The organism is Calothrix sp. NIES-3974 (genome assembly GCF_002368395.1).
GTDB lineage: Bacteria > Cyanobacteriota > Cyanobacteriia > Cyanobacteriales > Nostocaceae > NIES-3974.
Map to the genome: position 1 here is coordinate 2,467,953 of NZ_AP018254.1, position 14,355 is coordinate 2,482,307.

Genomic DNA, 14,355 nt, shown 5'->3' on the forward strand with positions numbered 1-14,355 from the left:
CTACGGATTTTTCTGCCCCTCTCCGATTATTGCAGAGAGGGGTTGGGGTGAGGTTTATCGAACTCGCGTCCAGATACTTCCAATTTTGACCACTAATATTTTAGTATCACTTGCATCCCAAAGATTCCCGTGTTGATACTCCGGTTTGTGGATTTACACCACTAGCATTCGCACATAACTTTTTCACTTCCGTCATATCTAAAACAGCATTGGTAAAATCTGCATTGGTGACATTCACATCCGTAAATACCGAACGTAACATCATTGCGTCTGTAAATATCCCATCACTTAAATCCGCACCTTTAAAATCCGTTAAATAGGCAATACCCTCACTAAAATTCACACCATGCCAATTAGCACCGTGTAAAATGACACCATTAAACACACCACCCCGTAAATCCGCATGATCAAAATTACTATTGCTCATATTCGCACTATTAAATTCCTCACGAAATAGGCTTTTACCTGAGTAATCCTGATTTTGTAGCTGTTCCAGTCGCATCGAACTAGAACTAGTGACTGCTGAGGAACTTGCTGCATTTGCGGACAGAGGGAATGCCAATAACACCACTGCCAATAGTAAACTTGTCAAAACTTGCTGTAACCTGACCATAATCCTTGTAATAAACCGCAATAATTATTCACTTAACTATAATTATTGTTACAGGTCAATTGGATTTTGGATTTTAGATTTACAGCAGAATTCTGGACAATCCCGTCACACCAGTTTGCATATCCCCACCACATGCAATCTTGACCGTAATGATTTCCGCATCCAACAGATTTTGTGTATCTAAAGGAACTTTGATTCCTGGATTGAGGGAATAGGCGGGAAAAGAGGCGGCACTGATACTTAAGCGGATAGAACATCCTTGGGGAATGCAAATACACGTAGGCTGTAAATTGATTTTATATACTTCACCTGAACTAGATGCATGACAACGCCAGTATCCCTGGGTAATATTAAATACCGTCCCATTCCGATTGACCTGGGAAAGGACTAGGGATAAATCAAAACTGGGTTGGTCTGCTTCTGCATAAATTTCGGCGATAACTTCGCCCCTAATGTATAAATCTGCCGTCAATGGGGCAGAAGTATAGGTAAGCACATCGGCGCGACCATCAAGATGCGATCGCTCAAACATTCCTGCGGGAAATCCAGCATGTCCACCCAAGGATGGTACGGGTCGCCACGGGTCATGGACGAAGGTATCGATGCTAACTTGGGATGGCGGTTCTGGGGTGAGATAGCCCTCATCTTCCCTGATGGCGGCTAATCCCGTACTCGTCAAATAATATACATTTTTTTCGGAACAGGGAAAATCATCAAAGCTTTGCCAGATATTATTACCCATTTCAAATAACCAAACTGGTGGTTGTTCCGATAAACCCACATCAATATCCTTGAGGTGGTGGTCAAACCAAGCAATCTGCATCCGGTCAATCGGGCTCAAAGCATTTTCACCAAAATCCACACCCCCCACCTTCCGTCCCCAGGGAAGATGACCCCAAGGAGCGACAACTAATTGCTGACGGTATTGACTGCGGGAAGACATGGCTTGAAATAACTTTAAAGTTCCCCGCAGATGGGTATCAAACCAACCACCGATATGGAACATGGGTAAATCCACAGACCCCAATAGATTACAAGGGGATAAATTGCGCCAATATTCATCCTCTGGTGGTTTAGTTAACCACTGGTGATAATGGGAATCAACGGCGATATTGCGCATCACTCCGGGATAATTAGGTGTAGTATCCCATACAGGTAAATTCTGAACCGCCTGGGTTAATTGTTGATAAGCGGAAAGGTCATTTTGACGACGGGCATTTTCTGAAGCTAGTTGTAAAGCCCAGGTCAAATTCATTTGTAAGCAAAAAGCTCCCCCCTCGTAGGCCCAATCATGGTATAAATCGTAGCCCACCATTGCAGGTGCGATCGCTTTTAAAGCACTTGGTTGGTTAACTGCGGCATATAACTGGGTCATTCCCTGGTAGGAAAACCCATACATTCCCACCTTACCGTTACTACCTGGTAATTGAGCTACCCAATTAATCGTATCTTCACCATCTGCAATTTCCTGCGCAAACAGTTCAAAACGTCCTTCCGAACTTCCCCTTCCCCGTACATCTTGAATGACGACAATATAACCATGTGCAGCGTACCATGATGGATGGGCATAAACTACCGTTGAGGCGATTTTCCGTCCGTAGGGTTGTCGCATCAACAAAACAGGAAAATCACCCGTTGTATCGGGACGATAGACATCTGCATCCAAACGAACACCATCACGCGTGTACATAGAGACAGTTTGCTTTGGGAGAACTGTGAACATGCGCTTTGCTGATGAAAGTATACAAAATCCAGGATACAGGATTTCAGAACTAGTGAGGAATTAGGGCTGACTGAAAAAATAGGGAGTAGGGGAATCAGCTATTTTCTTGTTTAGTTGTGTTCAAACAACATGGGGGACTTACTGAAAAATAGTCGTACATCCCCAAAACTAAACGCGATCGCCGTCTCCAATTCCTCCCCTGCTCCCGAAAGCTCCCCGTCAGGTCTCAACTCCAAAGTAAAACGGTATTATTCATGACTTGCTATGCTAGGTAAGTTCATAAATCAATATCCCTTACTAAATGCCATCAGTAATAAAAATTCGCCGAAGAACGATTTTATCTTTGGCAATCATTCTTCCAATAGGGCTTTTATACAGTCGTTATCGCTATTCCGTTGGCTGGTTAAATCAAGAAATAGGAGGTATTTTTTATGAAATATTTTGGTGTTTATTGGCTTTTTTATTTGTTCCCACTCGTTCATCAGTGTGGCAAATTCCTTTGGGGGTACTTGTAATTACTTGCTTGATTGAATTTATGCAATTATGGAATCTGCCATTTTTAACCTGGTTGCGTTCATTTTGGTGGGGAAAAATGTTGATTGGAACAGCTTTTTCCTGGGCAGATTTTCCCTACTATTTCATCGGTAGTGGATTGGGGTGGTTATGGTTACGCCAAATTATGAGAAAACACCCATAGTACGACAAAAAATGACCTGACCCAATTCACAGAATGCGACACTGACCGTGATTTCGTAGTAAATGGTCACACAACACTAAAGCAACCATTGCCTCTACCATTGGAACAGCACGGGGTAACACACAGGGGTCGTGTCTGCCTTTTCCTGCTAATACCGTTTCTTCCCCGTCTTTTGTCACTGTTTTCTGTTCTTTACGAATGGTTGCAGTGGGTTTAAACGCAACCCGAATAATAATATTTTCACCGTTGGCGATACCACCTTGAATCCCTCCAGAACGGTTGGTGACGGTACGAATTTCCCCGTTTTCATCGGTGTAAAACTCGTCATTGTGTTCAAATCCAGTTAATAATGTCCCTGCAAAACCGGAACCAATTTCAAAGCCTTTACTCGCAGGTAGGGACATCACTCCTTTGGCAATATCTGCTTCTAATTTATCGAATACCGGTTCCCCCAATCCTTTAGGGACGTGACGTGCAACACACTCAACCACCCCACCAATGGAATTACCCTGTCTACCCGTTTGTTCAATCAGTTCAATCATTTTTTCCGCAGTTTCCCCATCGGGACAGCGAACAATATTACTTTCCACCTCCTCCAGGGTCACGAGGTCGGGATTAATTACCCCTTCCAAATCCTTAATTCGCTTCACATAGCCAATAATTTCCACCCCTGCAACTTGACGGAGAATTTTTTTAGCGATCGCCCCAGCTGCGACTCTACCAATTGTCTCACGGGCAGAGGAGCGACCGCCACCTTGCCAATTGCGAAACCCATATTTAGCATCGTAGGTGGCATCGGCATGGGATGGACGATATTTAATCGACATTTCGTCGTAATCTTGGGAGCGGGTATCTTTGTTGCGTACCAAAATGGCAATTGGTGTCCCTAGGGTTTTCCCCTCAAATACTCCCGACAGAATTTCACATTGATCCGCTTCTTTGCGGGGTGTGGTGATTTTACTTTGTCCCGGTCGTCGTCGGTCTAATTCAAATTGGATTTCCTCTGGTGTAATTTCTAGCCGAGGTGGACAACCATCGATTACAACCCCAACCCCTCCACCGTGGGATTCGCCAAATGTTGTAATCCGAAATAGATGTCCAAATGTATTACCCATGATGATTCTAGTGTGTGATGTGCCAAAAAGTGATCGAAAACAGGTTTGACAAAATAAACTAAAATTGCGAAGCCCCTGCGCCTAATCAAAATTCAAATATACAGCAGTTTATCACCTAAATAAAACTGATATTGATTTTGTGATCTGCTGTATTTGAATTGACTAGATGCTAGTGCTTCGCGATGTTCTTTGGAGAGCTACTTTGTAATGATATCGTTTTAAGAAGCCGATTCCTTCGCACCACTGGCAGAACCTAATTTTTTCGCCGGTTCAGGGGAACCTTCATAGCGGTTGGTCCGTAGTTTGGGCTTAGGAGTACCACTACTACGACGTTCCCCTTCCCAATTACTACCACGACGGGAAGAAGAGGAAGGGCGATCGCGCTCATATTCCCTTCGTCCACCTCGACCACCTTTTCTGGGTGCGGGGGGAACAAAGTTTTCTTCGGGAATTTCTTCGGCTTGTAACCAGGAAGGACGGGTTTGGTCGTAGGCCATTTGTAAAGCCGCAGCTGCGATCGCCTGTGCGTCGTATTCTTCACTCAATTCCCGGACAATGGGTAAAAAGGATGCTAATCTTTCCCCAGTCAAGGTTTCCCGTACCTGTGCCTGTAATTTTAGCAGATACTGGGCTTCAATTTGAGCGCGGGTGGGAATCGGTAAAACTTGCCATGCTTGTCGCACGTGACGTTCAAAGGCTTGCTGTTTTCTGCGCTCGAAGGGTTGCACCAAGGAAATGGCTGTTCCTTCTTTCCCTGCTCGACCCGTCCGACCAATCCGGTGTACGTATGTTTCCGGACTATCGGGTAAATCAAAGTTAATTACGTGGGATAATTGATCCACGTCCAAACCACGAGCCGCAATATCCGTTGCTACCACCCAACGCACTTGACGATTGCGAAAACGGGTCAACAACCTTTCCCGTGCTTGCTGGGATAGGTCGCCGTGGTATTCATCGACACTATGCCCGGCAGACTGTAATTGGTTGGTTAATTCGGCGGCGGTTCTGCGGGTACGCACGAAAATTAATGCCGACTCCGGGTCTTCCATTTCTAAAATGGGTTGCAAAGCACGAGCCTTTGTCCAATGACGGGGAACCACATAGGCAACTTGGTTAATTTTAGTCGGTGCAGCTTTCGGTTGTTGCACAGTCACCGTGACTGGATCACGTAAAAAGTTATTCACCAATTGGCGAATTGATGGGGGCATAGTTGCCGAAAATAGCGCGGTTTGTCTTTCTGCGGGAGCTTGGGAGAGGATTCTTTCCACGTCATCGATAAAGCCCATGCTCAACATTTCATCGGCTTCATCTAACACAAACCAACGCACATTGTCTAGATTCAAACTACCGCGTTCGAGCAAATCAATTACCCGTCCCGGTGTCCCGACCACAATATGTACACCCCGCTTGAGCTGCATCATTTGTCGCTCAATCGACTGTCCACCATAAATCGCTAACACTCGCAATCCCTGTTTGCCAATAAAATTGGTCATGGAATCATGGACTTGCATGGCCAATTCCCGGGTCGGAGCCAACACCAATGCCTGCACTACTCGATTTTTGACATCAATCCGTTCTAACATCGGTAGGGAAAATGCTGCTGTTTTCCCTGTACCAGTTTGGGATTGTCCCACCACATCCCGTCCCGCTAACAGTTGGGGAATCGCTTGGGCTTGAATATTTGTCGGTGTCGTAAAACCAATTTCTTCTAAATGCCTAACCCGTTCTTCTGAGAGTCCTAGTTCGAGAAATGAAGGATTCATTTATGCTCCTAATTGTCTAAAAAATATGTACTAGCAAGATTTACACAGATTTTGTGATACTTACCTACCCAATCCCTGTGCTGGGAGGGAAAAGCTGGCTATGTATGGGGCGATTTCCTCAATTCACCGCCACTTGACCATAGAGGTCATAAACATCAGCAGATTCGATCCGCACCGGAACAATATTGCCTAATCGAGCCGAACCTTTGACATAGACCAGTCCATCCACTTCCGGAGCAAATCGACCGGAACGACCGATTAATTCGCCGGTTGTCGGATTTTCCTGCTCAATCAAAACATCTACAACCCGACCGACTTCCTGTTGATTTTTGCGCAGAGAGATTGGTTGTTGTAGCGCCATCAATGCATCTCGTCGAGATTCCATTACCGATGCTTCGATTTGATTGGGTAAACTGTAGGCTGGGGTTTCCTCTTCGGGTGAAAATGTAAATACACCCACATGATCGAATTCATGACGTTCAACAAACTCTAAAAGATGCTGGAAATGGGCATCTGTTTCGCCGGGAAAACCAACAATAAATGTTGTTCTCAACACTGCTGCGGGAATTTCTGTTTTGATTCGCTCAATGATTTCATCGTTGACCCGACCTTGCCAAGGACGATTCATCGCCCTTAATACTTCCGGGTGGGAATGCTGCAAGGGTAAATCCAAATAGGGTAATACATTGGGGGTTTCGTTTATTGCCCCGATTACCTCCTTTGTCAACCCGGTCGGATAGGCATAATGGATACGTATCCAGGGTACATCTACTTCCCCTAAAGCGCGCAATAATTCCGCTAATTTGGGTTTTCCGTAAATATCTAAACCGTAATTGGTCGTGATTTGGGAAATCAAAATGATTTCTTTTACCCCTTGACTGGCGAGAATTTTCGCCTCCGCCACAATCGATTCAATGGTGCGCGATCGCTGATTTCCACGCAGGTGAGGAATTATACAAAAGGCACATCGATAATCACAACCTTCCGCTACCCGAATATAGGCTACCCCTTCGGTTGTCGTCCGATAACGAGGTGTGGTTTCATCGGCAATATAGGTCGGTTCGGGACTGACTTCAATCACCCTTTCCCCACTACTTGTCCGCTCTATTACTTCCACTATTTTTTGATAATCACCCGTACCAACTACCGCCACCGCTTCGGGTATTTCATCTAACAATTGCGATTGGAAATGCTGGGCCATGCAACCTGTAATCACAATCTTTTTATTCGCTTCAGCAAGTTCGACTAAAGTCCTAACCGACTCCTCCCTCGCCGCTTGAATAAAACTACATGTATTCACAATGACGTAATCGGCTAATTCCTCATTACTATCAACACCGTATCCAGCTTCTACCAGCAGCCCCAACATGTGCTCTGTATCAATGCGATTTTTTTCACAACCAAGGTGGGAAATTGCAATTGTTGGCTTATCACCCATATTCAAATATATTCACGTTTAAATCTGGTATTGAACAATTTAAGTATCAAACAAATCCGGTTCAAAAATACGTGAATCAAAAATCAATACACGCACGCACCTAAACCGCCAAACGCTTATCCCTAAACGATGACAACAAAAAATGCTTATATCCAGAACTTGCTATATTCCGCCAATCAACTTTGTAATCCAGAGGATAACAAATATATTGGGTAAATTTATAACTTGAAATCTTGGGTTCAAACTGGAGTTTCGGTGTTTTTAATAATTACCACTCTAGCAGTTGTGTTGTAAATTTACCCGTTAGGAAGCCGCCTCTGGGGCAACAGCATGGCTGTCACCGTCAATTCTTGGCGTGGTGTTGAGAAGTCGCAACCCCAGGTAATTTACACACAACCTAACTGATAAGTCAATCATTAATATTCTGTAATGACTGGTTAGGGTATGGCAACCACAGCTATCTAGCTCAAGCTAGAATTGCTACGGGAGCAAACGCGCTGGCGTTTTTTCCGAACAGCGAGTCGCAAACTCCTCTTATAACCAATTTCTATCTTAACATATCTTAGGAAATCTGAAACGTCAATTTCCATCTTAGGGGGGAGGTCGGATCAATTTTTGTTTCAAATGCTTTGTTTGGTGAGGAGACAGGAGGCAGGATACAATAATCCAAAATCTAAAATCTAAAATCCAAAATTCCTAGCGGTACTCAGGGCTGATAATGTAGATAAGCTGTTCGAGTCCGTTATCAACTTATAAAAACGTGGACTTAAATCAATTATTTAAAACCAAAACCCCGATTATCGGTGTAGTACATCTGCTTCCCTTACCCACATCACCCCGGTGGGGAGGTAGTCTCAAAGCTGTAATTTCCCGTGCGGAACAGGAAGCCGCAGCCCTTGCAAGCGGTGGAGTGGATGGGATTATGGTCGAAAACTTTTTTGACGCGCCTTTTGCCAAAACAGAGGTTGATCCGGCGGTCGTGAGTGCGATGACGGTGATTGTGCAAAGGATTCAAAATTTAGTCCCCCTTCCAATTGGGTTGAATGTGTTGCGCAATGATGCGAAAAGCGCGATCGCGATCGCAAGTTGTGTGGATGCTCAGTTTATCCGTGTCAATGTATTAACGGGCGTAATGGCCACTGACCAGGGTTTAATTGAGGGGGATGCCTATCAATTACTGCGTTATCGGCGAGAATTGGGTTGTGATGTCAAAATTCTCGCCGATGTCCTGGTAAAACATGCCCATCCCCTAAGTTCACCAAACTTAACAGTTGCCGTCAAGGATACCATTGAGCGAGGATTGGCGGATACAGTTATTTTATCGGGATGGGCAACAGGTTGTCCCCCAAATCCAGAAGATTTGGAACTTGCATCGGCGGCGGCAAATGGTACACCCGTATTTATCGGTAGTGGGGCAAATTGGGAAAATATTGCTACACTGATGCAAGTTGCTGATGGTGTAATTGTTTCCAGTTCCCTCAAGCGTCATGGTCGGATTGACCAACCGATCGATCCCAATCGGGTGAGTCAGTTTGTGGAAGCTGCTCGACAGGCGAAAAAATTTTCTCGGTCGGAAAAATCAGTGACTTCTGTGTAGACGTGCTATGGGTGGCTTCTCTGTGGAGAAGTTACATTCCCAGTACTCGACCACACAAAAAATGAAGGGTGGGGTCAGGGAGTAGGGAGTAGCCAACATGTACCGTTGAGACCAGAATCAATGAAAGTGTTTTTTCTTTTACTCTCTACTTTCTACTCCCCACTCCCTAAAAGTTTGAGGGATTTGCTTCCCATGCAGGTTGTGTAGTGGGGTACTAGTAAGGGTAAAGTCGGAAATCGCTAGCTAAGATTATAAAGTAAATACGATTTTCCCATCTTTACAAAAATATTATCCTTTTGCAATTCTGACTATGATTCGTCGCCGTTCAACCCCTTGGATTCATCGGTGGTCGCGGGTGATTATCGCTGCGATCGCATCATTCGGAGCCATTGTTACTGGCTACCTAACTGTGATTAAATATACTGGAGGTGCAGTTGCTTGTACAGCCCCTGCGGCTGGTAGCGCACCTGCTGGTTGTAGTGATGTTCTCAGTAGTCCTTGGGCTACTGTGTTTGGTCAACCTTTGGCCCTATTTGGCTTTTTAGCCTATGGGGGAATGTTAGTGATGGCGATCGCGCCATTTTTCTTTCGTCCGGCGGAAAAAAACCCCCAACGTCGAGAGGTAGAAAATCTCACCTGGTTTGGTTTATTGATTGGCAGTTTCGCCATGACGGTGTTTAGTAGCTATTTAATGTATGTTTTAGCTACCCAAATCCAGTCAATTTGTCCCTACTGTATCGCCTCTGCCCTATTTTCCCTCAGTATGTTGGTGCTGACGCTGTTAGGGCGAAGTTGGGAAGATATCGGGCAAATTATTTTCACTGGTTTAATTGTGACAATGGTGACACTAGTGGGAACCCTGGCAGTTTATTCAGGTGTCAACCGTGCTGAGAGTCCCAGCCAAAATGGAGTCACCATTATTCCCAGCGAAACTGGTCAAGCGGCAGAAGTGATTTTTGATGCTCGTAATGCAGACAAACCTAATCCCGAATTTGGTTGGGAAATTACTACTACTTCTGGAGAAGCTGAAATCGCCCTTGTCCGTCATCTAGCTAAAGTTGGTGCTAAAGCATACTTTGCCTATTGGTGCCCCCACTGTCACGAACAAAAATTATTATTTGGAAAAGAAGCCTACGCAGAACTAGAAAAATCCGGTGTCAAAGTAGAGTGTGCAGCCGATAGTCCGAAAGGGAAACCGAAAGAGTGTCAAGCTGCGGGAATTACAGGTTTTCCCACCTGGGTAATCAACGGACAACAGTACGGTGGTGTGCAAAATTTGGATCAGTTGGCGAAAATTACTGGCTACGAAGGACCACGTAATTTTAAATACTTTAGGAGAGTATAGTAGGGTTCTGATATAGTTAGTACACACCCAGGGGGAAGTTCAGTGCCAATAAAGCCCCACCCAATCCATAATCCCCAACCAAAATCATTTGACAGTAGCTGGGTGAAACAGCCAAGATAAAGAAAAAAGTAAAAAAATGTAAAGGTGGCGGTGTGGGATGTCATTTGAATTTCTGACCCTGGAAAACATCCAAGCAATTGCCCATCAGTACGGCTATTGGGCTATTTTCATCGGCATTTTGTTGGAAAACTTAGGAATTCCCCTTCCCGGTGAGACAGTGACTTTAGTCGGAGGCTTTTTAGCTGGTAACGGCGAATTAAATTATTGGTTCGTTTTCGGTGACGCTGCTGGTGGTGCAATGCTTGGGGGAATTTGTGGTTATGGGATTGGACGGATTGGGGGATGGGCTTTGTTAGTTCGTTTGGCCGCAGTATTTAGGATTTCGGAAACTCGAATTATTACCATTAAAGATAAATTTAGTGAAAACGCTGCGAAGGCAGTATTTTTAGGACGTTTTTTTGCTTTATTACGTATATTTGCTGCTCCGTTAGCAGGGATTGCGGAAATGCCATTTCCCCAGTTCTTGTTATACAACTTCCTCGGAGCCGTGACTTGGGCTAGCGTCATGGTGAGTTTAGCATTCTTCGCTGGTAAAATTGTTTCCCTTGAACAATTAGTTGCATGGGTAAGTCAATTTGCGATCGCGGCTCTAGCAATTGTGATTGCAATTATTGTCATCCCCCTATGGTTAGAATCCCGTCAAATTAAACAAGAAGCGGGAGATTAGGACATTTAAATTTATGTAGGGACGTAACATGTTACGTCTGTACCGATGCATGTTACGTCTCTACACGTTACGTCCCTACCGATCTAAAATCTATGTTAGTGGCTGTTGTAAATTTTCTAAACCCTTAACAACCTTAGCAGATTCAATTTTGTCACCCGCTTTGAGGGAATCTAAGACATCCTTCCCTTCAGTTACATAACCAAAAATCGCGTAACGTCCATCTAACAGATTACGTCCTGCGGGGGTTAATTCCGGTTCAAATAAGAAAAAGAATATTTGGGAAGAACCACCATTGACATCCCGTTCTGGTCTTGCTAAAGCCAACGCACCAAAGGCAGAAAAAGGTAACACAGGCATATCCGTATAGCGTCCCGCTTCTTCCAGGGTGATTTCATAGGTGGGAGCTTTATCACCTTCTACAAGAATTTCTAGGGGTATAGCACGATATTGGTTAGTTTTCGGGTCAATAAAACCGACTTCTTTTCCTGGGGGGTCTCCAGTTTGCAATACATAGGATTCTTCCGAACGGGTAAATTCCAAACCGTCATAAAATCCCCTTTGAACTAAATCCACGAAATTACCAGATGTCACAGGTGCGCTATAACCATCCACAACAACGGTCATATTTCCCTTACTGGTTTTAATCTCGATAGTTGCACGACCCTTGAGTTGGGGTAAATTACTATACTTTTCTGGAACTTCAAAGGGAAACCCTTTGACCATTGTTTGTTCCAGTTCACCCACTAAATCAAGCACTTGAGCGCGTTGGGTGCGGATTTCTTCCTTATCCCTTCTTTCAGCGATCGCTTGTAAAGCAACCACACCTTGTTTAATTTGATCAATGAGGGTTTTTGCTTGTTCCTGACGTTCAGGGGGAACACTGACAAGAAGTTTATCTGGAGCATCAATAATCCTCGATGCTTTACTGATATCTCTAGCGATCGCATTCCAACGTTTATTCGCACGTAGCTGATTGGAAATGTCTTCTAAACTAGCTTGTAACTCGCGTACAGGTTTATTATCAATTGGCAAGGAATATCGTAATAATGCTTTACCATCTGTAATCGCATTTCCCGCAGGAAGCGCAGCATAACTTACGGGTGTCCATCCGAATGCGGTTACACCTAATAATAGAGCCAAAGTCAGCAGTAGACCTAGGCTGTTTTTGAGTCTGGTTTTGAAATCAAACATGGAATAACTCAACTACCTATCAACAACAGAATACAGGATAGGGGAGACAGGATGCAGATGTTATTACTAGACCCCTATTTGGATCAAACCCCTCAAACTTACAAGCAGTGGGGAGTAGTGGTCTATCCCATTAACTGTCCCATTAATTTTGATGAGTAAAGAAAAAAGGTACGTAGTAGCGCTTTAGTGCTTCATATTCAAGCTTTTTCAAGGCTAAAAAGCCACTACCACAAACCCCTTAGAACTTATGGGACAGACCAGTAGGAAAATTTAAGATTCAAAATTCAGGTTAAGGAGGATGGGGAGTCGCTTTTGGTCAGGAGGTTTTTCTGCTTATCCTGTGTTTCTCAAGGGTGATAAGGGTTGAGTCATGGCTTGTTTTTCCTACTACTCCCGTACAGACGCGATATATCGCGTCTCTCCCCACTCCCTATTCCCTGAAAGTTTTAGGGGTTTGTGAGAAATCCGGGTATGTCTCCAACTAAAGTATGAGTCTCTTCCTTCGATAGTTGTATGGCTGTAAATACAACGTTTTTCCGATGTTCAACCCAGGGTGAATTGCATACTATAAACACATAAAGCGAAACGAACCGCAGCGAAGACAAGCAAAACAAAGATAAAAAGTTTTTCCTTCCAGGTTCTTTCTCGCTCATCAACAAACAACATTATTAAATTAACCCAGGATTTAGAACCATGTCTCACGAAATTAACAACACCGCAGTTGAACTTTCTGTTGACGAATTAGAAACCGTAGCAGGTGGATTTGGAATCATCATCGCTCCCGGTCAAGGACTTGATTTAGGAACCAATGCTAACTTCCAACAAAAAGATTTAGCAGTTCAGCAACAAACCTTCGCAGGTCCTGGTGGTGCTGGTAATGCTCTAGTTGTTCAAGCTCGCGAAATTAACAGCAACTCCGGTCAATTCCTCTCCGTATTTCAATAATTAATACTTGATTAAACTGGGCAAATAAATACTCAAACAGCAAATATTTGTCCTACTAAAAACAAATCCCATTCAAACTGACAAACTAACTCATTACAAAAGGAACTAAAACCATGTCTCACGAAATTAACAACACCGCAGTTGAACTTTCTGTTGACGAATTAGAAACCGTAGCAGGTGGATTCGGAATTATCCTCGCTCCTGGTCAAGCTCTTGATTTAGCTACCAATGCTAACTTTAACCAAAAAGATTTAGCAGTTCAGCAACAAACCTTCGCAGGTCCTGGTGGTGCTGGTAATGCTCTAGTTGTTCAAGCTCGCGAAATTGACAGCAACTCCGGTCAATTCCTTTCTTTGTTCAACTAATTTAACTAACTTAGCTGGGCAAATTAATAAATACCAAATATTTGCCCCTTTCCCAACAAATCCCATTCAAACTCGTAAACTAACTCATTACAAAAGGAACTAAAACCATGTCTCACGAAATTAACAACACCGCAGTTGAACTTTCCATCGATGAATTAGAAACCGTAGCAGGTGGATTTGGAATTATCCTCGCTCCCGGTCAAGCTCTTGATTTAGCTACCAATGCTAACTTTAACCAAAAAGATTTAGCAGTTCAGCAACAAACCTTCGCAGGTCCTGGTGGTGCTGGTAATGCTCTAGTTGTTCAAGCTCGCGAAATTGACAGCAACTCCGGTCAATTCCTTTCTTTGTTCAACTAATTTAACTAACTTAGCTGGGCAAATTAATAAATACCAAATATTTGCCCCTTTCCCAACAAATCCCATTCAAACTCGTAAACTAACTCATTACAAAAGGAACTAAAACCATGTCTCACGAAATTAACAACACCGCAGTTGAACTTTCCATCGATGAATTAGAAACCGTAGCAGGTGGATTTGGAATTATCCTCGCTCCTGGTCAAGCTCTTGATTTAGCTACCAATGCTAACTTCAACCAAAAAGATTTAGCAGTTCAGCAACAAACCTTCGCAGGTCCTGGTGGTGCTGGTAATGCTCTAGTTGTTCAAGCTCGCGAAATTGACAGCAACTCCGGTCAATTCCTTTCTTTGTTCAACTAATTTAACTAACTTAGCTGGGCAAATTAATAAATACCAAATATTTGCCCCTTTCCCAACA

At 43.8% G+C, this 14,355-nt stretch carries 14 protein-coding genes; 8 read left to right on the top strand and 6 right to left on the bottom strand.

Going from position 1 to position 14,355, the window contains the following annotated elements; translation table 11 throughout:
• Window positions 1–106: 106 nt before the first annotated feature.
• Window positions 107–613 (bottom strand): pentapeptide repeat-containing protein, encoded by a 507-nt coding sequence (locus CDC37_RS09725; RefSeq protein ID WP_096621592.1) that lies wholly within the window; start codon window positions 611–613, stop codon window positions 107–109.
• Between the two features lie 79 nt (window positions 614–692).
• Window positions 693–2,303, bottom strand: coding sequence for a CocE/NonD family hydrolase (locus tag CDC37_RS09730; protein WP_096621594.1), 1,611 nt, complete (start codon window positions 2,301–2,303; stop codon window positions 693–695).
• Between the two features lie 334 nt (window positions 2,304–2,637).
• Here CDC37_RS09730 and CDC37_RS09735 point away from each other — a divergent pair, with 334 nt between their 5' ends.
• Complete coding sequence (locus CDC37_RS09735; protein ID WP_096621595.1) at window positions 2,638–3,033, top strand: ribosomal maturation YjgA family protein; 396 nt, start codon at window positions 2,638–2,640, stop codon at window positions 3,031–3,033.
• A 26-nt stretch (window positions 3,034–3,059) separates the two neighbouring features.
• Here CDC37_RS09735 and aroC read toward each other — a convergent pair whose 3' ends face one another.
• From aroC to rimO, 3 genes are all read right to left on the bottom strand, one after another.
• On the bottom strand, window positions 3,060–4,148 hold the full coding sequence (gene aroC / locus CDC37_RS09740) for a chorismate synthase (protein WP_096621597.1): 1,089 nt from the start codon (window positions 4,146–4,148) through the stop codon (window positions 3,060–3,062).
• Between the two features lie 218 nt (window positions 4,149–4,366).
• The gene (locus tag CDC37_RS09745) at window positions 4,367–5,911 is read right to left on the bottom strand and encodes a DEAD/DEAH box helicase (RefSeq protein WP_096621598.1); all 1,545 of its coding nucleotides are present in this window, start codon (window positions 5,909–5,911) and stop codon (window positions 4,367–4,369) included.
• Window positions 5,912–6,029: 118 nt separating this feature from the next.
• Window positions 6,030–7,349, bottom strand: a complete 1,320-nt coding sequence (rimO, locus tag CDC37_RS09750; RefSeq protein ID WP_096621600.1) for a 30S ribosomal protein S12 methylthiotransferase RimO — start codon at window positions 7,347–7,349, stop codon at window positions 6,030–6,032.
• A gap of 760 nt (window positions 7,350–8,109) precedes the next feature.
• Between rimO and btpA the strand changes: the two genes are divergently transcribed.
• The 3 genes from btpA to CDC37_RS09765 all read left to right on the top strand — a co-directional run bounded on the left by btpA (window position 8,110) and on the right by CDC37_RS09765 (window position 11,078).
• Window positions 8,110–8,946, top strand: a complete 837-nt coding sequence (gene btpA / locus CDC37_RS09755) for a photosystem I biogenesis protein BtpA (RefSeq protein WP_096621601.1) — start codon at window positions 8,110–8,112, stop codon at window positions 8,944–8,946.
• 310 nt (window positions 8,947–9,256) lie between these two features.
• Complete coding sequence (locus tag CDC37_RS09760) at window positions 9,257–10,291, top strand: vitamin K epoxide reductase family protein (RefSeq protein WP_096621603.1); 1,035 nt, start codon at window positions 9,257–9,259, stop codon at window positions 10,289–10,291.
• 157 nt (window positions 10,292–10,448) lie between these two features.
• On the top strand, window positions 10,449–11,078 hold the full coding sequence (locus CDC37_RS09765) for a DedA family protein (RefSeq protein WP_096621604.1): 630 nt from the start codon (window positions 10,449–10,451) through the stop codon (window positions 11,076–11,078).
• A 90-nt stretch (window positions 11,079–11,168) separates the two neighbouring features.
• On the opposite strand, the gene CDC37_RS09770 is transcribed toward CDC37_RS09765, so the two are convergent.
• Window positions 11,169–12,269, bottom strand: coding sequence for a peptidylprolyl isomerase (locus tag CDC37_RS09770; protein WP_096621606.1), 1,101 nt, complete (start codon window positions 12,267–12,269; stop codon window positions 11,169–11,171).
• 693 nt (window positions 12,270–12,962) lie between these two features.
• On the opposite strand from CDC37_RS09770, the gene CDC37_RS09775 reads away from it, so the two are divergent.
• From CDC37_RS09775 to CDC37_RS09790, 4 genes are all read left to right on the top strand, one after another.
• The gene (locus tag CDC37_RS09775; protein WP_096621607.1) at window positions 12,963–13,214 is read left to right on the top strand and encodes a CTB family bacteriocin; all 252 of its coding nucleotides are present in this window, start codon (window positions 12,963–12,965) and stop codon (window positions 13,212–13,214) included.
• A 113-nt stretch (window positions 13,215–13,327) separates the two neighbouring features.
• Window positions 13,328–13,579, top strand: coding sequence for a CTB family bacteriocin (locus tag CDC37_RS09780; RefSeq protein WP_096621608.1), 252 nt, complete (start codon window positions 13,328–13,330; stop codon window positions 13,577–13,579).
• Between the two features lie 107 nt (window positions 13,580–13,686).
• On the top strand, window positions 13,687–13,938 hold the full coding sequence (locus tag CDC37_RS09785; RefSeq protein ID WP_096621610.1) for a CTB family bacteriocin: 252 nt from the start codon (window positions 13,687–13,689) through the stop codon (window positions 13,936–13,938).
• A 107-nt stretch (window positions 13,939–14,045) separates the two neighbouring features.
• Complete coding sequence (locus CDC37_RS09790; RefSeq protein ID WP_096621610.1) at window positions 14,046–14,297, top strand: CTB family bacteriocin; 252 nt, start codon at window positions 14,046–14,048, stop codon at window positions 14,295–14,297.
• Window positions 14,298–14,355: the final 58 nt, after the last annotated feature.